The sequence below is a fragment of the Paenibacillus sp. KN14-4R genome (genome assembly GCF_052180255.1).
Classification (GTDB): domain Bacteria; phylum Bacillota; class Bacilli; order Paenibacillales; family NBRC-103111; genus Paenibacillus_AM.
Genome location: NZ_CP197466.1, coordinates 3,896,465 through 3,922,500, shown reverse-complemented (window position 1 = coordinate 3,922,500; position 26,036 = coordinate 3,896,465). Strand labels below are relative to the sequence as shown.

The following is a 26,036-nucleotide window of genomic DNA, read 5'->3' as shown; positions in this document are numbered from 1 at the left end:
GTGTGTTAAGTGGGAAAGGATGTGGAGTTGCAAAGACAACCAGGATGTTGGCTTAGAAGCAGCCATCATTTAAAGAGTGCGTAATAGCTCACTGGTCGAGTGACTCTGCGCCGAAAATGTAACGGGGCTAAACACACCACCGAAGCTATGACAACAGATGAATTTCTGTTTGGGTAGGGGAGCGTTGTGTACAGCAGTGAAGGTTGATCGTGAGGACAGCTGGAGCGTACACAAGTGAGAATGCCGGTATGAGTAACGAAAAGACAAGTGAGAATCTTGTCCGCCGAAAACCTAAGGGTTCCTGAGGAAGGTTCGTCCGCTCAGGGTAAGTCGGGACCTAAGGCGAGGCCGAAAGGCGTAGTCGAATGGACAACAGGTTCAAATTCCTGTACCACCAAAAACCGTTATGAACGATGGAGTGACGCAGTAGGATAGTGACGCGAGCCGATGGATATGCTCGTCCAAGCAGTGAGGCTGATGTGTAGGCAAATCCGCACATCATTAAGGCTGGGCTGTGATGGGGAGGGAAACTTAAAGTACCGAAGGTCATGATTTCACACTGCCAAGAAAAGCTTCTAGTCAGGTCAAGGTGCCCGTACCGTAAACCGACACAGGTGGGTGAGAAGAGAATTCTAAGGCGCGCGGAAGAACTCTCGTTAAGGAACTCGGCAAAATGACCCCGTAACTTCGGGAGAAGGGGTACCCCGGTAGAGTGAATAGCTCGAGGGGGTCGCAGTGAAAAGGCCCAAGCGACTGTTTAGCAAAAACACAGGTCTATGCGAAGCCGTAAGGCGAAGTATATGGGCTGACGCCTGCCCGGTGCTGGAAGGTTAAGGGGAGTGGTTAGGAGCAATCCGAAGCTGTGAACCGAAGCCCCAGTAAACGGCGGCCGTAACTATAACGGTCCTAAGGTAGCGAAATTCCTTGTCAGGTAAATTCTGACCCGCACGAATGGCGTAACGACTTGGGCGCTGTCTCAACGAGAGATCCGGTGAAATTTTAATACCTGTGAAGATGCAGGTTACCCGCGACAAGACGGAAAGACCCCATGGAGCTTTACTGCAGCTTGATATTGAACTTTGGTACGATCTGTACAGGATAGGTGGGAGCCTTAGAAGCCTGAGCGCCAGCTTAGGTGGAGGCAACGTTGGGATACCACCCTGATCGTATCGGAGTTCTAACCTACTACCGTATAACCGGTAGAGGGACCGTGTCAGGTGGGCAGTTTGACTGGGGCGGTCGCCTCCTAAAGAGTAACGGAGGCGTCCCAAGGTTCCCTCAGAATGGTTGGAAATCATTCGAAGAGTGCAAAGGCATAAGGGAGCTTGACTGCGAGACCTACAAGTCGAGCAGGGACGAAAGTCGGGCTTAGTGATCCGGTGGTACCGCATGGAAGGGCCATCGCTCAACGGATAAAAGCTACCCTGGGGATAACAGGCTTATCTCCCCCAAGAGTCCACATCGACGGGGAGGTTTGGCACCTCGATGTCGGCTCATCGCATCCTGGGGCTGAAGTAGGTCCCAAGGGTTGGGCTGTTCGCCCATTAAAGCGGTACGCGAGCTGGGTTCAGAACGTCGTGAGACAGTTCGGTCCCTATCTGTCGTGGGCGTAGGAAATTTGAGAGGAGCTGTCCTTAGTACGAGAGGACCGGGATGGACGTACCGCTGGTGTACCAGTTGTTCCGCCAGGAGCACCGCTGGGTAGCTATGTACGGAGGGGATAAGCGCTGAAAGCATCTAAGCGCGAAGCCCCCCTCAAGATGAGATTTCCCAATTAGTAAGACCCCTTGTAGACGACGAGGTTGATAGGTTGGAGGTGGAAGCGCAGCAATGTGTGGAGCTGACCAATACTAATCGGTCGAGGGCTTATCTAAAAACTTTACGAAGATCAGACTTCGTAAACCCTATCTTTACTCTTCAATTCGCATCTAGTTTTCAAGGTACAAGCCTTGTTTCCAACCTTATGGAAAGCGTTTGGTGACGATGGCGGAAGGGAACCACGCGTACCCATCCCGAACACGACCGTTAAGCCTTCCAGCGCCGATGGTACTTGGACCGAAGGGTCCTGGGAGAGTAGGACGTCGCCGAGCTAATGAAAAGAAGCTGTTACTCATTTTGGGTAGCAGCTTCTTTTTTTGCCAAAAGATGTTGATTAGAATCGGGGGGGTTGGATTCCATATTGCCCAATGCCCAATACGGGGTGAGTAGAAGGCAATATGGGATCTCACTAATTTATAATACTTCATTTCTTAAGGTAAATAACAAGACGTATCGCGGGGGCTGATTTTAATCATACCCTCTTGATTGTATTGTTTTGTTCGCAATAATATCGAAAGTCTGGGTGCCAACATCCAAATATGGATGAAAAGTAAATTCAATACTTGAGCAGTACCTAGCCAAGGTACGATTGCCGTTATGGTGAATAGTCCGACCCAGAATATGTGGGTTTGGACTTTTATTAATTTGTTTAACGGGGTAAATCCTTCGGGAAGTAATCCGCACCAGTAAATTCCGAATTTATAGCTCCAGATCACCCGAGATTCACGCATGGCGAATGTACGATAGCACATGGTAATTACATTATGAAGCACAAACACTGCAGGATAGCATATGATATAGGGAAGCGCCCGATTTTGGGTTAGATTCCACAATAGCATGAGTAGGAACAGTAGTCCCAAAAACATCTCAATGAGATAGTGATGTGATATTTTTTTGACTAAGCGATAGCTGTATATGGTTGATTCCTTTGTGTGTAATTGATCTTGTTTTGTCATCATATGCCTCCATTAAAAACTATATTTCTATATCGGTATATAGGAATCAAATTATAAGTTTAAAAGCTTTCAAAAGGGAAATACTGATAGCTAAAAGAATAGAGGTGAGAATCGGATGGAAGAAGTCGAGCTGCCGATGTGTATCATTTGTTCTCAGGCAAAGCCAGATGGTATTTTTATTTTATCAGAATTTATATGTGATGATTGCGAAGCTGAGATGGTACGTACAGATGTGATGGATGAGAGATATCCTTTTTTTATTGGACAATTGAAGCAGAATTTAATTTTGAAAAATGCATAAGACGAGGCGATTTATCGCTTGTTAAGGCTTCTGTGTAGGAAGCTTTTTTGTTTGCTTATTTTCACCTATAATAAAGGAACTAGACGATAAAGTAGGTGGAAGCGCAAGTGAAGAGTCGAGCGCCTCTGTTTGATAGATTAGTAGGACATGTTCAGACTAAGCCAGTCTCACTGCATGTGCCTGGTCATAAGTTTGGTCAGGGTCTTGCGAGTGATGCACAACCGTTTTACCAAGGTGTGATGGCAATTGATGCAACGGAGATTACGGGACTTGATGATTTACATCACCCAGAGGAAGCCATTCTTGAAGCCCAGCAACTAGCAGCAGCTTGTTTTGGTGCAGAAGAGACGTTTTTTCTCGTTGGAGGAAGTACCGTAGGAAATCTAGCAATGGTGACATCTGTTTGCAGAACAGGGGATATTTTGATCGTGCAGCGTAATGTACACAAGTCAGTGATTCATGGCTTGATGTTGGCAGGTGCGCGTGCTGTTTTTGTCTCACCACAATATGATGCGGTTAGCGGACGAACAGCAGGAGTGAAAGTTAATGATATTAAATATGCGTTAGAGCACTACCCGCAAGCGAAGGGTGTGCTGCTCACAAACCCGAATTATTATGGTATCGGCATTGATTTAAGGGAAATGGCTGATCTTGTGCATCGTTACGGAAAACCGTTACTCATTGATGAGGCGCATGGAGCACATTATGGATTTCATCCTAGCATCCCAGAATCCGCGTTAGCATCGGGAGCAGATGTGGTGGTACAATCCACGCATAAGATGTTATCGGCAATGACGATGGGTGCTATGATGCATGTACAAGGTAAACGGGTAGATCGAATAATCCTGAAACAAAGGCTGGCAATGCTTCAAAGCTCAAGTCCTTCTTATCCACTGATGGCGTCCATTGATTTGGCGAGACGGGAAATGGATGAACTGGGTGAGCAGTTAATGGAGCAGGGACTACTGGCTGTCAAATATTTTTGTGATCAAATGAGTAGACTTCCGAGATTTCAAATTCATAACCAAACAGAGATGCAGGACCCTTTTAAAATTACAATTACAGATAAGAGTCGTAACTTAAATGGGCCGGCACTTGCACAAGAGCTAGAGCAAAGAGGCTGCTATCCAGAGATGTCAGATATTAATAATGTGCTTTTGCTGTTCACCCTTCATTCTACAATAGAGGATGCTCAGCGAGTGACTCAAGCGTTTGTGGATATTGCAAATGGAGGAAGCACGATCTTACATGAGAATCAAAACTTACAAGAGAATCAAATTACCTCTGATGTGATGATAAATCCTTCTTTTCTAGAAGATGATTTAATAGGGGTATCAGAGCCTGTACCCTTTGATACTTTCTCCATATTTGATGAGCAGAGTGAATGTGTTGATTTGATTGAAGCTGTAGGCAGAAGATCAGCAGAGATGATCATCCCGTATCCGCCAGGTATTCCGATTGTTTATCCTGGTGAAGTAATTCGTGATAAGATAGTTACGTATATACAGCAATTAATTGAAGCAAATGTCCGGTTTCAAGGTTCTTTTATAGGAAGCACGAGAAAAATTCATGTGAAAATCGATAAATGAATATGCAGCTAGATGGAAGGGGTATCGCTTGGTGAATAAGGGGATTTTTATTAGCTTTGAAGGTGGAGAAGGTGCGGGGAAGACGACCGTGATTAAAGAGGTTGCAGCTTATTTGGAGTCCGAAGGGATTGTGGTCACTTTAACAAGGGAGCCTGGGGGTATCCAGATTGCGGAGAAAATTCGTACCATTGTTTTAGATAAAAATAATACGACGATGGATGGACGAACAGAAGCGCTTTTGTATGCTGCAGCACGTCGTCAGCATTTGGTTGAGAAAGTCATCCCTGCACTGGCAGAAGGTCAAGTTGTATTATGTGACCGATTCATTGATAGCAGCTTAGCGTACCAAGGATATGCGCGTGGGCTTGGAATGGATGAAGTTTATAACATTAATCAATTTGCAATCCTTGATTGTATGCCAGATATGACGATTTTTATGGATGTTAGGCCTGAGGTTGGATTAGCAAGGATACATGCAAATGCAGATCGTGATGTAGATCGGCTTGATCTGGAGACAAATCAATTTCACGATAAAGTATATGAGGGTTACCACATCCTGCTTGGAAAATATCCTAACCGCATCGTAAAGGTAGATGCTGAGCGTGAGCCATCCGAAATATGCAAGGAAGTCAATCGCATGATTATGCAAAAAATTAAGGATAAAAACACCTCATCATGAGGTGTTTTTTATTTTGATACAAGTAGTATTTGTACACATTGGAGCAAATGGGCAGCTGTGGAGTATAATATATTAAACATGAAAATGCAGGATTATTCATGTTAGATGTCTAATTTATATAGATGAAGGAACAATTATTGGTAACAGGGGTTTTAGGTAAGCCAAATACGCTGTTATCTATTATAATGAAAGGACGGGATATCCGTGAAACTTCTTGTAGCTGTAGTTCAAGATAAAGACAGCAACCGCTTATCCAACGCATTAATAAAAGAGGGCATTCGTGCAACTAAATTAGCTTCTACTGGCGGGTTTCTAAGAGCAGGTAATACCACTTTTATGGTTGGGATTGAAGATGAACGGATTCAGGAAGTATTCAAGATTATTCAAACCAATTGTAAAGTACGTGATCAGCTTGTTACACCGGTTTCACCCATGGGGGGAACAGCTGACTCTTATATTCCGTTTCCTGTTGAAGTACAGGTTGGTGGCGCAGCCGTATTTGTACTTCCAGTAGAACGATTCGAACATTTTTAGTCACGAGCTTATTCATAGATATAAGGAGCGTTCACCTTGAAAATTAATCCTGGCTGGAGTCCAATTGGCAAGAACGTTAAAGTAAATGACAACATGGTGCCTCCACAGGCAACTATAAGGAATTTTGGTGATGTGCTGAAAAGACAGGATGAAGTTACATCGAAAGAACAGATGAACCGCTTGTTACAGCAAATTAATCAACAAGGTGATCGCTTGTCCAAAGCGATGACGGTTAGAGAACTGCTTCAATATAAGCAGTTTGTGAAGCAGTTTTTAGAAGAAACAGCTAGACGAGGTGTGGGGCTTAAGGATACCCGAGGTTGGGACCGTCGAGGTCGGGGTAAACGCTATAAGATTCTCGATGAAATTGATCAGGAATTGCTCGCAATGGCCGACGAACTGCTTGAATCTGAGCAGGGACGAATTGAATTGTTACAGCGTGTCGGTGAAATTCGCGGCATGCTGGTGAATTTATTATTTTAATATGTCACGAGTGACAGTAGCACTGGAGAGAACGAATGTCTTTTAATCAAATCCAAGGTCAACAATCAGCGAAACGAATTTTACAGCAAAGTCTAAGATTGGATAAGATTTCGCATGCTTATATATTTAGCGGTCCTGTGGGAACAGGTCGTAAAGCGATGGCCATTACACTATCTCAAGCTATATTTTGTGAAAATATGCAGGATGATGCTTGCGGGCATTGCTTAGAGTGCCGTAAAGTTGAACATGGCAATCATCCTGATGTACATGTTGTGGAACCAGATGGGGCTTCGATTAAAATCGATCAAATCCGAGAGTTACAAAAAGATTTTGCATACCGCGCAACAGCAACCACTTCAGGAACAAAAATCTACATGATCCATGCAGCAGAGAAAATGACTTCACAGGCTTCCAATGCACTTCTCAAGTTTCTAGAAGAACCGTCTTCTCGTGTTGTAGCCATTCTCATCACAGAAAATGGACAAGCGTTGTTGCCTACCATTCAGTCTCGTGCGCAGTGGATTTCGTTTAACCCGATGGCACGTGATGAAATGATCACTAAACTGCTGGCCGACGGGCATCCTGCTCATTTGGTTTACCCATCCAGTTATCTAACTGCGGGGCTTGAAGCAGCCAAAGAACTTATCGAAACAAATTGGTTTGCAGAAATCAGAAACGTAGTGATACAATTAGCAAGGGAAACGTTGACGAGGTTTCCTTCTTCCTTTGTAACTGTAGGTCAGAAATGGACCAAATCCGAACTTGCTGATCATGTGGGGACAATGTTCGATTTACTGATTTTATGGATCAAAGACATGGTACAGCTATGTGTAGGGCATAAAGACAAGCTCGTTTATATAGATCAAACCGAATGGATGACAGCTCTATCCTATAGTCGAAGTGTGGCTTCATGGATTGGTATGTTAGAAAAAGCCGTGGAATTGCAGAAGCGATTACGCTTTAATGCGAATCCACAATTAGTAATTGAGAAAATGTTTGTTGTTATGCAGGGGGTGTAGGATGTATTCGGTCGTTGGTGTCCGTTTTAAGAAGGCGGGTAAAGTGTATTATTTTGATCCGCTTGATTTTGATATAGACAAGGAAAGCTCAGTTATTGTTGAAACAGCAAGAGGCGTTGAATATGGTAAAGTTGTGATCGGCAAAAAAACGGTACAAGAAAACGATGTGGTGTTACCGCTCAAAAAAGTAATCCGCATTGCCGATTATACGGACGCCAAATTAGTGGAAGAGAATAAGAAAGCAGCAAAAGACGCATTCTCTATATGCCTTGAGAAAATCAAAGAGCATAATTTGCGGATGAAGCTGGTTGATGTAGAATATACGTTTGATCGCAATAAAATTATTTTCTATTTCACAGCGGAGGGTCGAGTCGATTTTCGTGAATTGGTTAAGGATCTGGCATCCATTTTCCGGACAAGAATCGAACTTAGACAAATCGGTGTTCGGGATGAAGCTAAAATGCTAGGCGGTATTGGTCCATGTGGTCGTGTATTATGCTGCTCATCTTTCTTAGGAGATTTTGAACCCGTATCCATTAAAATGGCGAAGGATCAGAACTTGTCCTTGAACCCAACCAAAATATCAGGGCTTTGTGGTCGCTTGATGTGCTGTTTGAAATATGAGCATGATAATTATGAAAGTGCCAAAGATTCTTTGCCGACAGTTGGTAAAATGGTCGTCACATCTTACGGAAACGGTAAAGTTTTAGCGCTGAACATGAGTGATCGTACGGCGAAAGTGCACCTTTTTGATATGGGAAAAGTATTAGATTTGCCGTTTGATGACGTTGTCGAACAAGATGGTAACATATAAGATTGACAGATGCGAAATGCGCTGAGGTGAGACAGTGGATAAACAAGACATTTTTGCACAAATCCATCAACTAGAAGAGCAAATGGGCATGGCTTATGCGGATTTAAGTGCGCTGAAACAACGGGTTATTCTACTGCTAGAAGAAAATCAGCGTCTGAACATCGAGAATCAGCAGCTCCGTAAAGTGCTCAAAAAAGTAGATGATGAAGAACCTGTAACTGGGGTTACTGGAATCAAGGAACCTGTTGTACCGATAAGTGGTGGGGGTATTGATAATTTGGCCCGCCTATATCAAGAAGGGTTCCACATCTGCAATGTATATTACGGACACCTTCGTACAGAAGGCGATTGTCTGTTCTGCTTGTCTTTTCTTAAAAAGTAGATACCGCAGAGCTCTTGATGGTAGTGTAAGGTAGTGGAATTCATCTTCCTCACCTCCTCTCATCAAGAGCGCTCTGCGGTTTTTCTTTTGTACTACGAGTTGTAGGCTAGATGTGAATCAAGGAGGCAAAAACATGATAAAAGAAGTAGAGCTTCATCCATCAGAGCGAGTCGATGATTTATTAACACACGGTTTAGGTATTATACAAAGTGAAGAAGTGTTCGCTTTCTCGCTGGATGCCGTGCTGCTCGCAAGATTTTGTACGGTGCCGACAAAAGGAAAGATCATCGATTTGTGTTCAGGTAATGGGGTCATTCCATTGCTGCTGTCAACACGTACCAAGGCGCACATTACCGGTGTTGAGATCCAAGATCGACTTGAGAACATGGCACAGCGTAGCGTAACAATGAATGATCTTGGTGAACAAATTCGTATGGTCCATGGAGATCTGCGCAATGTTCATCATGATCTAGGACACGGACAATATGATTTAGTAACCGTTAATCCACCTTATTTACCAGTTCCAGCGGGGGACCAGAACGAGAATAAACATTTTACCGCTGCTCGTCATGAGGTTCATTGTACGTTAGAAGATGTGATATCAACTTCTGCAAAGCTTGTACGTTCTCGTGGAAAGTTCGCGATGGTGCATCGTGCAGCACGAATTGTTGACATTATGACAATTATGCGTAAATACCGAATTGAACCAAAGCGCGTGAGATTTGTTCATTCTCGGATCGATGAGGAAGCGAATATGATTCTTATCGAAGGAATGAAGGATGGCAAACCTGAAGTTCGCATGCTGCCTCCATTAATTGTTTATAATGATGATGGTAGACAATATGGACCTGAGCTTGAAGGTGTGTTCTGTGGAAAGAGGGAATCACTATGAATATACAAAAAAGCTATAAAGATGAGGGATCGTGGGGCACGCTCTATCTTGTCGCCACTCCGATTGGTAATTTAGAAGATATGACATATCGAGCGGTTCGTATTTTGAAAGAGGTCGAGATCATTGCAGCAGAAGATACAAGACAAACACGTAAGTTGTTGTCCCATTTTGAAATATCGCCATCACGTCTATTTGCTTACCATGAGCATAATAAGATGAATTCTGGACCTGAACTTATTCGTCTATTGTCGGAAGGACAGTCTATTGCACTTGTGAGTGATGCTGGACTTCCTGCTATATCAGATCCAGGTTATGATCTTGTCTGTTTAGCAACTGAAAGCTCGATCCCTGTTGTACCGATCCCAGGTGCTAACGCAGCTTTGTCTGCTTTAATTGCTTCTGGACTGTCTACGGAGAAGTTTACGTTTATCGGTTTCTTGCCAAGAGAGAAGAAAGGCATAACGAAGGAACTTGAGCGACTGAAAACACTTTGCGAAACGTTAATTTTTTATGAAGCTCCGCATCGGGTTGTAAAAACCTTAAATGCAATGGCTGAAGTATGGGGAGATCGTCGTATCTGTTTGGCGCGAGAACTTACGAAGAAGCATGAAGAATTTGCACGCAGCACTTTGTTAGAAGCGATTACTTATCTGGAGGAACAAGCGCCACTTGGCGAGTACTGCATTGTTGTTGAAGGAAGTGTCGGTAAAGGCGATTCGGAAGAAGGTAGTGATGCGAAGTGGTGGGCACACTTATCCATTCACGAGCATGTAGAACACTATTCTCAAATTTCAGGGAATAAGAAGGAAGCCATTAAGCTTGCTGCCGTCGATCGTGGTGTACCGAAACGTGATGTGTATAACGCACTGCATGAAAGATAGTTCAATGATTATCGGAACAAAAAAACATCTCTAATCGCGAAGCGTGCTGCTCGCTATTAGAGATATAAAGGAGTATGAAAAAGGTTAGAATTACCATAGGAAATGTTGATACTTCTATTATATACTATTTTTCTTATTTTGTCACAGGTACTGGCATTTCTGATAAACAAATATGACAAACAATTTTTCCCTTAAAATATGTAACGTTTTCTGCGTTACCACAGAAGATACAAGCCGGCTCATATTTTTTAAGCATGATACGCTCGCCATCTACATAAATTTCAAGAGCGTCTTTTTCGCCGATACCTAGTGTACGACGAAGCTCGATAGGAATAACAACACGACCTAGCTCATCAACTTTACGAACAATTCCGGTAGATTTCATCATATGTATAAATCCTCCTGTAATATAAAAAAAATATGTAATCGTCAACTTTCGACATTCTTTTCATTAGCTATAATACCAACGATTCCCAAAATAGTCAACCACTTTTTGAGTGTAAATGGACACCAAGACACGAACTAAATCTACTAATTTCAAAAGTGTCCATGAATTAACAGGAAATTCGGTTATTTTAATAGAACTAATGAAGATAAGTAAAATTATACTTGAAAGATTAGCAGTTGAGTAATGGTCATTATTGGGAATTAAAAATTAATGTTATTCGACAAAATACGAGTTTTTTTGTCGAAATTATGGGGGAAATCGAGGGGAGGTTTCGACATGAAAGAAGAGAAGGTGTTCAAAGATCCGGTACATAAATACATCTATGTGGATGATAAAGTGATCTGGGATCTGATTAATACAAAAGAATTCCAACGACTTCGGAGAGTAAGGCAGCTAGGGACTTCCTTCTTAACATTCCATGGGGCAGAACATAGCCGTTTTTCTCATTCATTAGGCGTTTACGAAGTGACTCGAAAAATTATTTCGCAGTTTGAACGTAATGGTTATGAAGATTGGCCGCAGGAAGAGCGGCTTGTCTGTCTATGTGCAGCTTTGCTGCATGACATCGGACACGGACCTTTTTCACATTCTGTGGAGCGTGTGTTTGGGACGCATCATGAAGCTTGGACTTGTCGAATGCTACTTGAAGATACAGAGGTTCATGCTGTGCTCGCTCAAGTATCCCCTCATTTTCCACAAGCAGTTGCCAGTGTGATTTCCAAAACCTATCCACGAGAAGTCGTTGTTGCTCTTGTCTCATCGCAACTCGATGCGGACCGAATGGATTATTTATTGCGGGATGCTTATTTTACAGGAGTGAATTATGGAACATTCGATTTAGAGCGAATTCTTCGCGTGATACGTCCTTACCAAGGGCATATTGTTGTGAAGGAAAGCGGAATGCATGCGGTTGAGGATTACTTGATGTCACGATATCAGATGCATTGGCAGGTCTACTTCCACCCTGTAACTCGCAGCGCTGAGGTCATTTTGAATAAAATTTTCGAACGAGCACATGATCTTTATGAAGAGGGTTATATGTTTGGGTTTATGTTGAGTCCAATGGACAAGCTATTTTGTAAAAAGCTCACAGTAGCGGATTACTTCCTATTAGATGAATCTTTCATGCAGACGGTATTAATGTGCTGGACGAAAGAGCAGGATGAGATACTTGCGGATTTATGTACAAGATTTTTGCATCGCAGGTTATATAAATTTATTACGATCGATTTGCCGGATAATGCTGATTTTCAAATATTGCGTGATACACTTGAGGAGAGTGGGTTTGATCCTGCTTATTACTTCGAGGTAGATTTTCCAGCCGATCTTTCTTATGATATATATCGTCCAGGGCAAACTGAGAAGCTGCCCATTTTATTACTTAATGAAGGTAATGGTTTAACGGAAATATCCGAGAAATCCGAGATTGTGCGCTCGATTTCAGGTTTGCATATGGGAAAATGTCATATTTATTACCCAGAAGAAATTCTAGAACGGATAGGCGAAGATCGACGTAGACAGCTTCGTGAATGGTTTGGTATTTAAAGATATAAAGGAGTTTATTAATGATGTTAACAGACACACATACACATATGGATGCATCGGCGTTTGATGAGGATCGTGACGAGGCGATAAACCGAGCATTGGAAGCGGGAGTAACACGGATTGTGAATATCGGTTTTAACCGTGAAACGATTCCAACAACAATGGCATTAGCTGAAAAATATGATTTTGTATATGCAGCGGTGGGCTGGCATCCTCAAGATGCAAAGGATATGCTTCCTGAAGATTTAAGCTGGATCGAAGAACTTTGTAAGCACCCAAAGGTTGTAGCAATTGGAGAGATTGGCCTCGATTATTATTGGGATACATCACCGAAGGATGTACAAGATCGTGTGTTTCGAGAGCAAATTCGTCTGGCACGCCGCATAGGTAAGCCGATTATTATCCATAACCGAGATGCGCATCACGATACGTTAAAAATATTGAGAGAAGAAAAAGCCGCCGAAGTCGGCGGCATCATGCATAGCTTCTCCGGTTCTTGGGAAACGGCACAAGCATGTTTAGATATGAACTTTCATCTGTCATTCGGTGGACCCATTACGTTCAAAAATGCGAAGTTGCCAAAAGAAATATTGGCTCAAGTCCCACTTAACCGCCTGCTGATTGAAACGGACGCGCCATACTTAACGCCACATCCGTTCCGCGGTAAACGCAATGAGACATCTTATGTGCGTCTCGTCGCAGAAACGGCTGCAGAAATCCGGGGTATGAGTGTGGAAGAACTGGCCGAAATTACAACAGCGAATGCAATTCGCCTACTCGGACTCAAGTAGGCGTTCCCACTTACGGCGTAATATGAAGCGTAGGTACAGTGTTACCACTATGAAAGTAAGCAAGGGAGCTAAAGTGTAGATAGGCTCCATCGAACGAATAAGTAATGAAATGGTAAGTAACACGGTTGAAACGGCAAGGGAGCAGATCATGATTTGAATAACTGCTTGGATTTGTCTTGCAGCTTGCAAGGGATACATGCTAAGCCAGAAGGAATAGCGATGTGCTTCCTGCAGTGTACTAAGCTGGACGGAAGATACTAATATAGTGATAATCGTGACGATCATGCGTACTACATCACTAGATACGACGGCTGTAATAATGAGTCCAGCAATTGTCGTACGAAGAAACATACCGAACAAGTCCGAACGAAGTAAAGTTTTCGTAAATAAATAGCTTTGTGCATAATGGGCTGTGAAGGGATACAAGTTTGTTACCCAAACAGCCCATTTTCGCGTCCTAATTTGAAAAGGAAGCTGCGGCACATCGATGAAGTAGGAGAAGAAGCGAAAATGTCTTCGTCTCGCTGCTTCTTCTCTTGCAATGAGCGTGTCCCATCCCACTTGGTAACGTGGGACGACTCGCATTGCAAGCGTCCAAATGAGTATCGCACCGATCAATAGCGGTGCGGCCCAGAATCCCCCTTGGCTTAGCACAAGGGGGATTATTCCTGCTGCGCCAATCCATCGCAGCAGGGAACTCACCGCGCGCGCTCGCGCGGTTACCATCCGGCTCTCCTGCCAAGCGGAGAGCAAGTAAGCTCCCTTGGCCAGTAGCAGCAGGCCAAGTACAAACCACAGCGGCTGCGCAGCTGTGGCAGCACATTGGCGATAAAGTGGCCATATCGCCAAAACACCAAGTGCAAGTCGGATGCCTTGCACGACAAAGCTGTACCTGAGCGCGGAGCGAAAATAGGCGCTTAGCCTGCCTTCCATCGGAAGCAGAAACATACGATCCGCTGCCTGGATATAGGTACGAATCGGGCTTGGTGCAAGTAATGGCAGCAGCACCACTACCGCAACCCACATATAAGGGAAATTTGTCGGGATATCACTTAAGATGCGAATATAATAATAGGTAGAAACAATAAATAGTAGAAAGACATAGCCAACAAAGTTACTTCGTAGCACGAACTGCCAATACTTCACAGCTTCCTGACTAAATGCCTGCCGGCGACGCTGCCATAGGGCCTGCATGTTCATTCTCGATTCTCCTCCCGAGTAATATAATAGTAGAAGAGATCGTCTAACGACATCGGCCTATTTGATAGATTTGCACCACCTGATGCACTCGCTTCTTGTCGCAATTCCTCTAATGTTCCTTGTGCAGCGATCTGACCCGCGTGAAGAATGACGAATCGATCACAGTAAGATTCAATTGTCGCTAAAATATGCGAGGAAATCAGAAATGATGCGCCATTCTGCCGTAATCGATCCATGGTTTCCAGCAAGGATCGCATGGCGAGGGGGTCAAGTCCTAAGAACGGTTCATCAATAATATATAGTGATGGTTCAATAAGCAGTGCATTCATAATCATCACTTTTTGTTTCATGCCCTTAGATAGCTGAGTGGATAAGCTGTTCTTCTTATTTTCCATTCGGAATTCTTGGAGTAATCGTGCTGTTCGCTTTTCAAATTCATCCCGAGGAATGTTATATGCCATCGCAGTTAGTTCCAAGTGCTCCCACACCGTAAGTTCCGAATATAACTCTGGGGTTTCAGGGACAAAAGCATAAGATTTACGATATACCTCCGTATTTTCCGCAAGTGTTTGTCCATTCATATGAACGCTGCCTTGCTGTGGAAGCATAAGACCTAGAATATGTTTAATGGTTGTACTTTTCCCGGCGCCATTTAAACCGATTAGGCCAACCATCTCTCCTTTTTTAACAGAAAATGTAACGTCCTTCAGGATCGGTTTGCCTGGTAAATAACCGCCATATAAATTTGTGATTTGAAGCATGTCCGTCATAAGTCCCACCTACCTATTCATTGGAAATAGTGCGCTAGAATTAGGGTCTCAGATCCAAATTTCCGCGTTAAAAAAGAGCCCTTTTCACACAAAATAGTAACATTAACCAATAAAAATGGCAAAAACAGGAGCATTCATAAGAAAAATAGGGTTATCGAGAACAAATAAGTAAGTTTTACCAATAAAAATGATAATTTTAGCCAAATTTGATCAAATAGTTCGCTTTACAGGTTCTTAAGTTCAAAGTAATATTCTTGTCATATAACTTAATTACGATCATTCATTTCTTATCGCTGAGTTTCCATTTTGGGAAACGGGGGAACCGCTGTAAAAACTGGGACCAAAGTAATTGTCTCGGTTGTAGCAGAAACAATTGGGGTGAATCCTTGGAAGTAAGTTTAACTTCGGTTAACACTTATGGGCCAAGGTAGGGCGACTCTCGCGCCCGAATCCGTCAGCTAACCTCGTAAGCGTATTTTTGAGAGGGAATCATTATCGTTGTCGTGTCTACACATGTGTGTACAGAGACCGCGGGAAGATTTCTCTTCTTCCTCTTGGTCTCTTTTTATTTCACAATTGGATTAGCAGGAGTTTGTCTTTTGTTTAATCATAACCGTGATGAAGGAGGTGGACGAGGAAGGTTCGAACATTTCACTTATGGAAATGGATCGAATTCACGGACAGTTAACCATAATTTAAATCTATCAAGTCGCGTCAATTCTAATCATGCGTAAAACTCGACGGCGAGGCTTTGAAGGAGGACCGAAGAAGTGGGAAATATCTCAGATTTAGAGACCCATGTAAAACGATCATCCAGCATGTCCTTCGTAATGCGATGGAAGCGTGAAAACTTGCGTTTGATCTCAATAATATCTATCACTTCAATCGCTATGACTTTCATGTTTTTGGTGTTGTTATACGGTACGGCTACCAAGAGCGTATCCGTAGTTGTGAACGGACAAGAAACCATTGTAAAAACAAAACAATGGGTCCTAAAACGCCTACTGGATGAACAAGCTATTCGGGTTGGAGAACACGATCGAATCTCATTAGCCCTTGATTCAACAATCAAACAAGGTCAAAAGATCATAATCGATTATGCTTCACCAATTCAGATAACAGCAGATGGAGATACCGCAACTGTGTACACTGCCGCTAAAACGGTGGGAGAAGTATTGAATGATTCACATATAAAGCTAGGGGAACTTGATCGAGCGATACCAGCGTTAGAGCAGCCAGTCGCTGCCGGTACTGATATTAAGATTATTCGAGTTCGTAAGGAAACAGAAAAGATTACAGAGACGATTCCGTTTGAGACTGTTAAACAAGATGAAGCCAAGCTTGCCAAAGGGAAAGAGCAAGTCGTTCAACAAGGTAAAGAAGGCACAAAAGTGAAGCAGATGGAAAAAGTGTATGAAAATGGTGTGCTTATCTCCAGTAATGTACTTGAGGAGTTAGTGCAGACGCCAAGCGTGGAAAAGGTTATTGCGGTCGGAACGAAGAAAGAAGTCAGCACGCTAAGTGCAAGTAGTACAGATGGATTAGCAAAAGGTAAGAACTTTGCAGCCAAGCAAATTTTAAATAATGTTTCTTTAACTGCCTATTCTGCAGGTGATGGTGGTAAGGCAAAAGGAACCCCGAACTATGGCATGACTGCCACAGGTACAAGAGCTGTTGAAGGAAGAACGATTGCCGTGGACCCTAATGTAGTTCCATTAGGATGGTGGGTGTACATCGAAGGAATTGGATACCGTCGAGCAGAAGATACGGGTAGTGCTGTGAAGGGTATGGTAATGGATGTATACTATGACAGTGCAGATTATGTGAACCGTTTCGGTCGTAAACGGGGATATACCGTATATGTAATAGGACCTAAAAAACCGGAGACCGAGTAAAATTACCGATTTTGGGAAATATATTGTATACTTTATAGATGGAGAATTGCAAAGAAGAGGGAGTCCCCTCTTCTTTTTGTGCGTATAAGTGTGTTTTGAAAGGAAGGGAGCGGGAGCTTATGATCCAAGAAATAATCGTTGTCGAAGGAAAAGATGATACAGTAGCTATCAAGCGCGCAGTTCAAGCGGAAACGATCGAAACAGGAGGATCAGCGATTAATCGAGCGATTCTGGATCGAATTGCGCTTGCGCAGCAGCGTCGTGGCGTGATTGTCTTTACAGATCCTGATCATGCTGGGGAACGCATCCGCAAAATTATTTCATCTAAAGTACCCGGTTGTAAACATGCTTTCCTTCCAAGAGAGCTTGCAGAGTATCGTGGTGATATTGGAGTGGAGAATGCTTCGCCTGAAGCCATACGCCATGCGCTTAGCCAAGTTAAGACAGAATATACAGGTGCTGTATCTGTCTTGACGGTAGAGGATTTAGTAGAAGCAGGCATGCTTGTTCACCCACAGGCGGCTGCACGGCGTCTAGAAGTGGGCAAAATTCTCGGAATAGGGTATTGTAATGGAAAACAGTTTCATAAACGCTGTACAGCTTTCCAAATCTCCCGTGAGGAATTTGAGGCGGCAGTCGAACTTATAGATAAAAGAGGGTCATAAATGAATAATCATAAACAAGCTTCACACGAAGGTGTTGGGACACCAAGCCGAACGAATCAAATTCTTAAAAAATACGGCTTAGTCATGAAAAAAAGCTTAGGTCAAAACTTTTTAACAGATGCAAATATTTTGCGTAAAATTGTAGGGGCAGCTGAATTATCGCCAAGTAAAGGGGCGTTAGAAATTGGACCTGGTATTGGTGCTTTGACACAACCACTAGCACAGGCAGCAGGTAAAGTTGTGGCGCTAGAGATTGACCAACGATTATTACCGATTTTAGAAGAAACATTAGAACCTTATCCGAATGCATCCGTTGTACATGGAGATGTATTGAAACAGGATCTTTCTGGTATATTCGAAGAACATTTCAGTGGGCTTGATGGTGTGAGTGTAGTTGCCAATCTGCCTTATTACATTACGACACCGATTATTATGAAGCTGCTCGAAGAAAAGCTTCCTTTTGAGCATATTGTCGTTATGATTCAAAAAGAAGTAGCCGATCGCATGGCTGCAAATCCAGGTGGCAAGGATTACGGTTCGTTATCGATTGCGGTTCAATATTATTGTGATGTGGAGATTGTATGCATTGTGCCGCGGACGGTATTCGTACCAGCACCGAATGTCGACTCAGCCGTTATCAAATTGACTTTACGCGGTAAGCCGCCAGTTGAGATTGAAGACGAAGCGTTCTTCTTTGATGTGGTTCAATCTTCCTTTACACAACGTCGGAAGACAATCTATAACAATTTAGGGGCACGCTTCTTCTCCAAAGAAACGAAGAAAAACTTAGAAGCGATTCTTTTATCAAGTGGTGTTGAGCCGAATCGACGTGCAGAGACGCTGAGTATTAGTGAATTTGCAGAGTTAAGTAAACAGCTTCGTGCACATTTGGCTCAAGTGAAAGAATAGTGACTCGGGATAGGCACCTATTACGCCCACTAACCATAGGATAAACTCTAAGGAGGGGATTCTGTGATTGGGCAGGGTGACCTAGTTAAAAGGAAGTCATACGGCGGAGACATTGTTTTTCGTGTAGAATCGGTAGATCAAATCAACCAGCGGGTCGTTCTGCGCGGCGTGGACTATAGGCTGCTTGCAGATGCTCCTGTTTCTGATCTTATACAAGTGAAGGCTGATCCTATCGAGGATTCTTCTCGTTTTCATTCACCACAGACTATTGAACCGATGCGTCGGCTAGTGCGTGATCGGGTGGCGATGCACCGAGAACAAAGTAATATTCATACGAATAAGGGACAGCAAGTAGGAAATTATTATTTTGAGGTGCCTGGAAAAGTACTGCATTTGGATGGGGATCCGCTCTACCTACGCAAATGTATGACGATGTATGAAGATTTACGTATTCCTGTTCAGGGGCTTCACATGGCGGAATCTCAAATGGCAGGAGCTTTGGAACGTTTGTTACCACAAATTAAACCGGATATTGTGGTTGTGACTGGTCATGACGGTTTTATCAGAAATCGCTCTGACCTTGATATTTACTCCTTATCATCCTATAAAAATTCCGGACATTTCGTGAAAGCGGTAGAAGTGGCTCGAAATTATGAACGTAATCGTGATGCGCTGATTGTCATTGCAGGAGCTTGCCAATCTCACTTCGAGGCACTGTTAAGTGCCGGGGCTAATTTTGCCTCCTCCCCTGCGAGGGTACTGATCCATGCTTTAGATCCACTTTTTATCGCTTCGAAGGTATCTTATACCCCGACCAAAAACACGATTTCCATGCTTGAGTTAATGGAGTCCACAGTGACTGGTCTCGAAGGATTAGGCGGTGTTGAATCAAGGGGTTGTCATCGAATGGGACTTCCAAGATTGGAAAAAATTCCATCACAAAAACCGTTGTCCGTATAGTCGTTCACCTAAATTGTCATTCAATTTATTAACGCCGGAAGCAAGCTTCTGGTGTTTTTTTGTCGTACAATGTATAAAAATAACTGCAATTACAAAATATAAAGTCGTAAAGTTGAAAATGTGAGAAGTACCGTTGACAACTGATTTACTACACTGATATAATATTTGTCTTTGTTTGACATGCGGAGGACAATCGGTTATAATTGAATGGAAAGAGGTGGTAGTCGTAATGGCAAAGAATGCTCTGCTCGAAATCAAACGTAGTCTTGAACCTCATGTTGGTCAGAAGATCATGTTGCGTGCGAACGGTGGCCGTCGTAAAACCATTGAACGCTCTGGTGTACTAGAAGAAACCTACCCATCTGTTTTCATTGTGAAGTTGGACGAAGAACAACAATCGTTCAAACGTGTGTCTTACAGTTATGCAGATATACTGACTGAGTCCGTAGAAGTTACCGTATGTGATAATGATGGACAAGTTCGAATCACCTATATACAGAATTAAGAAGTAAGCTTCCCCAAGAGCTTACTTCTTTTTTTTGTGCTCTGACATTAGAATGAGCAGCGGGTTCCATGCACATACTAACTGTACCTTACAAACAAAGGAGGGCATGAAATTTGGCTCGTAGACGCAGTGTCATGTCGGAACAGTTCAAGTATGAGTTAGCAAAGGACTTAGGTTTCTATGAAACGGTTGAAAAAGAAGGCTGGGGAGGCATTCGCACGAAAGATGCAGGAAATATGGTCAAGCGTGCAATCCAGATTGCAGAAAATGCCGCTTCCAAAGGACTTAAATAATAGGTTTTTTAAACGATTCAGCTAAAGCCCGAGAGTGCTTTAGCTTTTCTTATGGGCATTTGCTATAATAGGATCAAATATTTCTGGGCAAACGCACAAATAAAGTAGGTGAATCAATGAAAGTATTTGAAAAAGCGCCCGCAAAAATCAATTTGTCTCTTGATGTGCTAAGTAAACGGGAAGATGGCTACCATGATGTGGAGATGATCATGACGATGGTCGATCTGGCAGATCGTATCGAAATGCAGGAATTACCACGGGATACCATTATCATCTCCTCACAAGCGGGGTATATTCCGCTCGATGAGAAGAATTTAGCTTTTCAAGCGGCCAAACTCATTAAAGATTATTGTGGTGTGAAAAAAGGCGTATACATACATTTGGATAAAAAGATTCCCGTTGCTGCAGGACTTGCAGGAGGGAGCAGTGATGCGGCAGCGACACTGCGTGGACTCAATCGTCTGTGGGGACTTGGTCTTGGTACAACAGAGTTGCAAAAGCTTGGCGAGAAGCTGGGGTCGGATGTTCCTTTCTGTATTACAGGGGAAACAGCTATTGCTCGTGGACGCGGTGAAATTCTAGAGCCGATCGTGAATCCGATTCAATGTTGGGTCATTTTGGCGAAACCACCCATCAATGTATCGACTGCAGAAGTGTATGGCAAATTAGATGCTTCCAAAATTGTATCGCATCCCTCCACACAGCGTGTAGCAGATGCCATCAGGTACAAGCAGTTCGATGAGCTATGTCAGGGTCTAGGCAACGTGCTAGAAGAGGTAACTTTGGATTTGTATCCAGAAGTTCGTCATCTGAAAGAATGTATGCAGAGGTTGGGAGCTGACGGTGTACTTATGTCAGGTTCGGGACCGACCGTATTTGGTTTGGTGTCAAAGGAATCTAAGGTAGCTCGGATTTATAACGGCTTACGAGGATTTTGCAAAGATGTGTATGCAGTCAGGATGTTAACATAGCAAATGCTAAATAGCTCGTAGAATCCTATTATGGATTTTACGGGCTATTTATTTTGGAAAGGGCAAAATAACAGCTTGGTAATTATTCTATTCCAGGACATAATAACTTCAAAATTTCAACAAGCGGCACAGTCAGCTAATTGTTAAAGCGAGGTTAATGGGATGTTCAAAAATATTTTCGGAGTACTTCAAAAAGTCGGTAAAGCACTGATGCTTCCGGTAGCGATATTGCCGGCTGCGGGGATCCTACTTGCCTTAGGGAATGTATTGCATAACCCGTCATTGCTGGAATGGATTCCTTCTCTTGACAATGAAACCGTCCGAGGGATTTCAGAAGTTATGGAGCATGCGGGAGGAATCATATTCGATAATTTATCTTTATTGTTTGCGGTGGGGGTGGCTATTGGTCTTGCCGGCGGTGATGGTGTTGCTGGATTGGCGGCAATTATCGGATATCTCGTTATGAATGTGACGATGAAAATCGTCATTGGTATTACACCGGCAATGGTCGCCACGAATTTGTCGTATGCCAACGTGTTGGGGATTAGTACGCTGCAGACCGGGGTATTCGGGGGGATCATCGTTGGTGTACTGGCAGCAGTGCTGTATAAGAGGTTTTTTACGATCGAGCTTCCTTCCTATTTAGGATTTTTTGCAGGTAAACGATTTGTTCCGATTATTACAGCGGCATCCTCTCTGATAATCGGGATAATCATGGTATTTTTATGGCCCCCGATTCAAGGCGGCTTGAATGCATTCTCCCACAGTATGATTGATAAAAATCAGACTTTGGCGGCATTCGTATTCGGGGTTATTGAACGATCGCTCATTCCTTTTGGATTGCACCACATTTTCTATTCGCCGTTCTGGTTCGAGTTCGGTCAGTATGTGAATAAAGCCGGGGAACTCGTCCGCGGAGATCAGAAAATCTTCTTTGCCCAACTAGCGGATGGCGTGAACTTAACAGCAGGTACGTTCATGGTCGGGAAATTTCCGTTCATGATGTTCGGATTACCTGCAGCAGCGTTAGCGATGTACCATGAAGCAAGACCTGAGCAAAAGAAACTGGTGGCTGGGATAATGGGCTCAGCAGCACTGACGTCCTTCCTGACAGGAATTACGGAACCGTTAGAGTTCTCCTTCTTATTCGTTGCACCCCTTCTTTTCGCGGTGCATGCGTTATTTGCAGGATTATCGTTCATGACGATGCAATTGTTAAATGTGAAAATAGGGATGACCTTCTCAGGCGGCGTCATCGACTTCTTGCTGTTTGGTGTACTGCCGAATCGTACGCGTTGGTGGTTAGTTATCGTGGTTGGTCTTATACTGGCGGTTATTTACTATTTTGGCTTCCGTTTTGCTATTCGTGCCTTTAATCTAAGGACTCCAGGTAGAGAAGAAGTTATCCGAGAAAGAGGAACGGTTAGTGCGAAGGATGCGGATGAACTGCCCCGCAATATTCTGGTAGCACTCGGCGGTCAAGAGAATATCACATCGCTGGATGCATGTATTACGCGGCTGCGCGTGAGCGTGAAGAACTCGGCAGAGGTAAATAAAAGTCAGTTGAAGGAGCTCGGGGCTTCTGGCGTATTAGAGGTCGGTAATAATATTCAAGCGATTTTCGGTCCGAAATCGGACATCCTGAAGACAAAAATTAGTGAGATCATTACAAGAGAAAGTATGGAGCTGGAAGCATCGAAGGATGGTGAAGGGTACAGAGAAACCTAGCGATTAATTATAGTATATTAAGCGTTTGGGATTATACGAAGAGTTAAAAGGACCTAGCCTCGGGCTAGGTTTTTCTTACTATTTGTCTAAAGCTTGTGTAAACCCGGATAAAAATGATATATTTTGATTACAATATTCGGATTTTAGGGGGTGCGGTATGAAAAAGTTAAAAAGAAGCGCCAGATTGGTTGAAATGACGCAGTATTTGCTCTTTCGTCCCCATACACTCATACCATTAACTACTTTTGCAGAACGTTACAATTCAGCTAAATCCTCAATTAGTGAGGATCTAACGATTATTAAAGAAGTTTTTGAGGAAGAGGGACTTGGCGAGTTAAATACGATGGCCGGTGCAGCAGGCGGTGTGAAGTTTATACCGAAGCTTCCGAAGGATGTATCCCTTCAATTTGTACAGAAGGTTTGTGAGGACTTAAGACAACCAGATCGCATATTGCCGGGCGGATATTTATACATGTCGGATATTTTAGGTCAACCTGCGATTCTGAATGAAGTTGGGAAGATGTTCGCTACGATCTTTGCGGATAGTGGAGCAGACTGTGTAATGACTGTTGAGACGAAAGGGATTCCGCTTGCTTATGCAGTTGCTTCGTACTTGAACGTACCTGTCATTATTGTTCGTCGGGATAATAAGGTAACAGAAGGTTCTGTTGTATCGATTAATTACGTCTCTGGTTCCAATAAGCGTATTCAGACGATGTCGTTGTCACGGCGTGCACTTAAAGAAGAATCTAAAGTGTTGATCATCGATGATTTCATGCGTGCAGGTGGAACCATCCAAGGGATGAAAGATTTACTTAAAGAATTCAAAGCAAGTGTAAGTGGTGTCGGTGTGTTTGTAGAGTCTGGTGAAGTGGAAGAGCATTTAGTGGAGGATTTTGTTTCACTTGCTAAACTTTCTGGTGTGGATTCCAAAACGAAGCAAGTAATCGTTGAACCAGGAAATTATTTTTCCAATAAGTCATAAAAACAGCAGTTTATTCACATGAAAGTTTCCCCTTTATAAGTTGGGAAAAATGTCGAATAAACGCTATTTTTATACACTTTTGTCGAATAATAATCAATTTACAATTTATTTTTAATTTTTAAGCAATTTGTTAGTTTTTCTTGCAGGAATTTAAATTGGAATGTTGAAATATACAGCAAGTCTTCGATGGAAAAAGGTGGTGAGCACAGTGCAAATTACAGATGTTAGACTTCGTCGGGTAAACTCCGAAGGAAGAATGAAAGCGATTGCTTCTATTACGATCGACAATGAATTCGTTGTTCACGATATTCGTGTTATCGATGGTAACAATGGTATGTTCGTAGCAATGCCAAGCAAGCGTACTCCAGATGGGGAATTCCGAGACATAGCCCACCCTATTTCTTCCACAACTCGTGAGAAGATTCAAGCGGCAGTGCTAGCGGAATACGATCGCGCAGCAGCGGAAGAAGAAGTTATCGAAGAAGGCGCATAGGATGTTAGACGAAACGGGAGCCCATAATGGGCTCTCTTTTCTTTTGAAACGAATTAAGATATATTGATTGTGAATATAGTTGAGTAGATGGTTCCAAGAGAAATGAAGAGTGAAACGATTAAAAGGGGTTGTTAGGATTGAGTCTATATGCGGTCGTACTAGCAGCGGGACAAGGCAAAAGAATGAAGTCAAAATTGTATAAAGTCTTGCATCCCGTGTGTGGCAAACCAATGGTAGGTCATGTCGTAGATACATTAAATGAGATACATGTAGATCGTACGGTTGTAGTTGTCGGTCATGGAGCGGAAGCTGTACAACAATACTTAGGCGATGGATTGGAATATGCATTGCAAGCAGAGCAACAGGGAACAGGTCATGCTGTCCTTCAGACCAATCAGCTTTTAGCTGGTCTTGAAGGTACAACGATTGTGATTTGTGGAGATACCCCACTCGTTAAGGCGGATACCTTGCAGATTATGCTGGAGCAGCATCGTGAGCAGGGTTCAGCTGCGACGATTCTTACGGTAGAAATGCCAAACCCAACAGGTTATGGACGCATCATTCGTGATGATGCAGGTCATGTCGTGAAGATCGTGGAGCAAAAAGATTGTACACGTGAAGAAGCACTTATTTCTGAGATTAATTCAGGGACTTATATTTTTGATAATGAGAAATTGTTTGCGGCACTTGCACAAGTCACAAATGACAATGCGCAAGGCGAATATTACCTAACGGATGTTTTGCACATTATGAAAGCTGGCGGTGAGCGTATTCAAGCCTACTGTTCAAATGATGTGAAAGAATCAATCGGGGTAAATGATCGTGTGTTGCTAGCAGAAGCAGAACGTTATATGCGTGAGCGAATTAACTTAAGTCACATGGTAAATGGCGTTACGATCATTGATCCAGAGCATACGTATATTGAAAAAGGTGTTCGTATTGGTTCAGATACGGTTCTACAGCCTGGGACGATTCTTAAAGGCGATACAGTTATCGGAGAAGATTGTGTTATTGGGCCAGAAACGGAAATTACGAACTCCAAGATTGGTAATGGCGTTGAGATTTATAAATCTGTTCTCTTGGATGCAGAAGTTGATGATGAGGCACATGTGGGTCCGTTCGCATACCTTCGTCCTGGTGCTAAGCTAGGCAAGAGTGTGAAAATCGGCGATTTCGTTGAAGTGAAGAATGCGACGATTGGTGATAACTCCAAAGTGTCACACTTAAGCTATGTGGGAGATGCGACAATCGGATCAGATGTTAACTTCGGTTGTGGCGCGATTACAGTCAATTATGATGGCTTCAATAAGCATAAGACAGAAATAGGCGACGGCTCCTTCATCGGTTCCAATGTGAATCTTGTTGCCCCAGTTAGGATTGGTAACGGAAGTTTTGTTGTAGCAGGCTCTACGATTACACATAATGTGGATGACAATGACCTTGCGGTTGCACGGGTACGTCAAGAGACTAAGGTAGGTTATGCAGAAATCATGCGTAATAAATTAAAAGCTCGTAGTAACAAAAAGTAAT

27 protein-coding genes, 2 rRNA genes and 1 riboswitch (1 of these 30 cut by a window edge) are annotated in these 26,036 nt (G+C 43.1%); of the genes, 25 read left to right on the top strand and 4 right to left on the bottom strand.

Annotation, left to right across the window (positions count from 1 at the left end):
• Together ACSBOP_RS19360 and rrf are read left to right on the top strand one after the other, a co-directional pair.
• Window positions 1–1,874, top strand: a 23S ribosomal RNA gene (locus ACSBOP_RS19360); it begins 1,053 nt to the left of the window's first position.
• A gap of 99 nt (window positions 1,875–1,973) precedes the next feature.
• A 5S ribosomal RNA gene (gene rrf, locus ACSBOP_RS19355) occupies window positions 1,974–2,090 on the top strand.
• 159 nt (window positions 2,091–2,249) lie between these two features.
• On the opposite strand, the gene ACSBOP_RS19350 is transcribed toward rrf, so the two are convergent.
• Window positions 2,250–2,777, bottom strand: a complete 528-nt coding sequence (locus tag ACSBOP_RS19350) for a hypothetical protein (protein ID WP_442602119.1) — start codon at window positions 2,775–2,777, stop codon at window positions 2,250–2,252.
• Window positions 2,778–2,889: 112 nt separating this feature from the next.
• On the opposite strand from ACSBOP_RS19350, the gene ACSBOP_RS19345 reads away from it, so the two are divergent.
• The 10 genes from ACSBOP_RS19345 (at window position 2,890) to rsmI (ending at window position 10,348) form a co-directional block, all read left to right on the top strand.
• Window positions 2,890–3,075, top strand: coding sequence for a sigma factor G inhibitor Gin (locus ACSBOP_RS19345; protein ID WP_442602118.1), 186 nt, complete (start codon window positions 2,890–2,892; stop codon window positions 3,073–3,075).
• A gap of 107 nt (window positions 3,076–3,182) precedes the next feature.
• Entirely contained in the window at window positions 3,183–4,664 is a 1,482-nt protein-coding gene (locus ACSBOP_RS19340) for an aminotransferase class I/II-fold pyridoxal phosphate-dependent enzyme (RefSeq protein WP_442602117.1), read from the top strand.
• 31 nt (window positions 4,665–4,695) lie between these two features.
• Window positions 4,696–5,343 carry a dTMP kinase gene (gene tmk / locus ACSBOP_RS19335; RefSeq protein ID WP_442602116.1) on the top strand — a complete coding sequence of 216 codons (648 nt, stop codon included), beginning with the start codon at window positions 4,696–4,698 and terminating at the stop codon, window positions 5,341–5,343.
• Window positions 5,344–5,547: 204 nt separating this feature from the next.
• Entirely contained in the window at window positions 5,548–5,877 is a 330-nt protein-coding gene (locus ACSBOP_RS19330; protein WP_442602115.1) for a cyclic-di-AMP receptor, read from the top strand.
• 36 nt (window positions 5,878–5,913) lie between these two features.
• A complete protein-coding gene (locus tag ACSBOP_RS19325) occupies window positions 5,914–6,360 on the top strand; it encodes a YaaR family protein (protein ID WP_442602114.1) in 447 nt (148 codons plus the stop codon).
• A gap of 35 nt (window positions 6,361–6,395) precedes the next feature.
• Complete coding sequence (holB, locus tag ACSBOP_RS19320) at window positions 6,396–7,379, top strand: DNA polymerase III subunit delta' (RefSeq protein ID WP_442602113.1); 984 nt, start codon at window positions 6,396–6,398, stop codon at window positions 7,377–7,379.
• A 1-nt stretch (window position 7,380) separates the two neighbouring features.
• Window positions 7,381–8,193 (top strand): PSP1 domain-containing protein, encoded by an 813-nt coding sequence (locus ACSBOP_RS19315; RefSeq protein ID WP_442602112.1) that lies wholly within the window; start codon window positions 7,381–7,383, stop codon window positions 8,191–8,193.
• Between the two features lie 34 nt (window positions 8,194–8,227).
• Window positions 8,228–8,575: a DNA replication initiation control protein YabA gene (gene yabA / locus ACSBOP_RS19310; RefSeq protein ID WP_442602111.1), complete on the top strand. Its 348-nt coding sequence runs from the start codon at window positions 8,228–8,230 to the stop codon at window positions 8,573–8,575.
• Window positions 8,576–8,708: 133 nt separating this feature from the next.
• On the top strand, window positions 8,709–9,467 hold the full coding sequence (locus ACSBOP_RS19305) for a tRNA1(Val) (adenine(37)-N6)-methyltransferase (RefSeq protein WP_442602110.1): 759 nt from the start codon (window positions 8,709–8,711) through the stop codon (window positions 9,465–9,467).
• On the top strand, window positions 9,464–10,348 hold the full coding sequence (gene rsmI, locus ACSBOP_RS19300) for a 16S rRNA (cytidine(1402)-2'-O)-methyltransferase (RefSeq protein ID WP_442602109.1): 885 nt from the start codon (window positions 9,464–9,466) through the stop codon (window positions 10,346–10,348). Before ACSBOP_RS19305 ends, rsmI begins: the two co-directional genes overlap by 4 nt.
• Window positions 10,349–10,481: 133 nt before the next feature.
• Here rsmI and ACSBOP_RS19295 read toward each other — a convergent pair whose 3' ends face one another.
• Complete coding sequence (locus ACSBOP_RS19295) at window positions 10,482–10,736, bottom strand: AbrB/MazE/SpoVT family DNA-binding domain-containing protein (protein ID WP_258210053.1); 255 nt, start codon at window positions 10,734–10,736, stop codon at window positions 10,482–10,484.
• Window positions 10,737–11,072: 336 nt separating this feature from the next.
• Here ACSBOP_RS19295 and ACSBOP_RS19290 point away from each other — a divergent pair, with 336 nt between their 5' ends.
• Entirely contained in the window at window positions 11,073–12,341 is a 1,269-nt protein-coding gene (locus tag ACSBOP_RS19290) for an HD domain-containing protein (protein WP_442602108.1), read from the top strand.
• A 23-nt stretch (window positions 12,342–12,364) separates the two neighbouring features.
• The gene (locus tag ACSBOP_RS19285; RefSeq protein ID WP_442604534.1) at window positions 12,365–13,132 is read left to right on the top strand and encodes a TatD family hydrolase; all 768 of its coding nucleotides are present in this window, start codon (window positions 12,365–12,367) and stop codon (window positions 13,130–13,132) included.
• Here ACSBOP_RS19285 and ACSBOP_RS19280 read toward each other — a convergent pair.
• Window positions 13,115–14,332: an ABC transporter permease gene (locus tag ACSBOP_RS19280; protein ID WP_442602107.1), complete on the bottom strand. Its 1,218-nt coding sequence runs from the start codon at window positions 14,330–14,332 to the stop codon at window positions 13,115–13,117. The two genes, ACSBOP_RS19285 and ACSBOP_RS19280, sit on opposite strands and share 18 nt — an antisense overlap.
• Window positions 14,329–15,102 carry an ABC transporter ATP-binding protein gene (locus ACSBOP_RS19275; RefSeq protein WP_442602106.1) on the bottom strand — a complete coding sequence of 258 codons (774 nt, stop codon included), beginning with the start codon at window positions 15,100–15,102 and terminating at the stop codon, window positions 14,329–14,331. Before ACSBOP_RS19275 ends, ACSBOP_RS19280 begins: the two co-directional genes overlap by 4 nt.
• Before the next feature lie 281 nt (window positions 15,103–15,383).
• Window positions 15,384–15,592: riboswitch (cyclic di-AMP (ydaO/yuaA leader) on the top strand.
• A 280-nt stretch (window positions 15,593–15,872) separates the two neighbouring features.
• Between ACSBOP_RS19275 and ACSBOP_RS19270 the strand changes: the two genes are divergently transcribed.
• From ACSBOP_RS19270 to glmU, 11 genes are all read left to right on the top strand, one after another.
• A complete protein-coding gene (locus tag ACSBOP_RS19270) occupies window positions 15,873–16,997 on the top strand; it encodes a G5 domain-containing protein (protein WP_442602105.1) in 1,125 nt (374 codons plus the stop codon).
• 119 nt (window positions 16,998–17,116) lie between these two features.
• Complete coding sequence (gene rnmV / locus ACSBOP_RS19265; protein ID WP_442602104.1) at window positions 17,117–17,662, top strand: ribonuclease M5; 546 nt, start codon at window positions 17,117–17,119, stop codon at window positions 17,660–17,662.
• Window positions 17,663–18,571 carry a 16S rRNA (adenine(1518)-N(6)/adenine(1519)-N(6))-dimethyltransferase RsmA gene (gene rsmA / locus ACSBOP_RS19260; RefSeq protein ID WP_442602103.1) on the top strand — a complete coding sequence of 303 codons (909 nt, stop codon included), beginning with the start codon at window positions 17,663–17,665 and terminating at the stop codon, window positions 18,569–18,571.
• 66 nt (window positions 18,572–18,637) lie between these two features.
• Window positions 18,638–19,531, top strand: coding sequence for a sporulation peptidase YabG (gene yabG, locus ACSBOP_RS19255; protein WP_442604533.1), 894 nt, complete (start codon window positions 18,638–18,640; stop codon window positions 19,529–19,531).
• Window positions 19,532–19,760: 229 nt separating this feature from the next.
• Complete coding sequence (gene veg, locus ACSBOP_RS19250) at window positions 19,761–20,036, top strand: biofilm formation stimulator Veg (RefSeq protein ID WP_258210045.1); 276 nt, start codon at window positions 19,761–19,763, stop codon at window positions 20,034–20,036.
• Window positions 20,037–20,170: 134 nt separating this feature from the next.
• Window positions 20,171–20,329, top strand: coding sequence for a small, acid-soluble spore protein, alpha/beta type (locus tag ACSBOP_RS19245; protein WP_442604532.1), 159 nt, complete (start codon window positions 20,171–20,173; stop codon window positions 20,327–20,329).
• Between the two features lie 116 nt (window positions 20,330–20,445).
• The gene (ispE, locus tag ACSBOP_RS19240; protein ID WP_442602102.1) at window positions 20,446–21,300 is read left to right on the top strand and encodes a 4-(cytidine 5'-diphospho)-2-C-methyl-D-erythritol kinase; all 855 of its coding nucleotides are present in this window, start codon (window positions 20,446–20,448) and stop codon (window positions 21,298–21,300) included.
• A gap of 162 nt (window positions 21,301–21,462) precedes the next feature.
• Complete coding sequence (gene ptsG / locus ACSBOP_RS19235; protein WP_442602101.1) at window positions 21,463–23,028, top strand: glucose-specific PTS transporter subunit IIBC; 1,566 nt, start codon at window positions 21,463–21,465, stop codon at window positions 23,026–23,028.
• Window positions 23,029–23,185: 157 nt separating this feature from the next.
• Window positions 23,186–24,013, top strand: a complete 828-nt coding sequence (purR, locus tag ACSBOP_RS19230; RefSeq protein ID WP_442602100.1) for a pur operon repressor — start codon at window positions 23,186–23,188, stop codon at window positions 24,011–24,013.
• 208 nt (window positions 24,014–24,221) lie between these two features.
• Window positions 24,222–24,506 (top strand): septation regulator SpoVG, encoded by a 285-nt coding sequence (gene spoVG, locus ACSBOP_RS19225; RefSeq protein WP_036655543.1) that lies wholly within the window; start codon window positions 24,222–24,224, stop codon window positions 24,504–24,506.
• 137 nt (window positions 24,507–24,643) lie between these two features.
• Window positions 24,644–26,035, top strand: coding sequence for a bifunctional UDP-N-acetylglucosamine diphosphorylase/glucosamine-1-phosphate N-acetyltransferase GlmU (gene glmU, locus ACSBOP_RS19220; protein WP_442602099.1), 1,392 nt, complete (start codon window positions 24,644–24,646; stop codon window positions 26,033–26,035).
• Window position 26,036 lies beyond the last annotated feature (1 nt).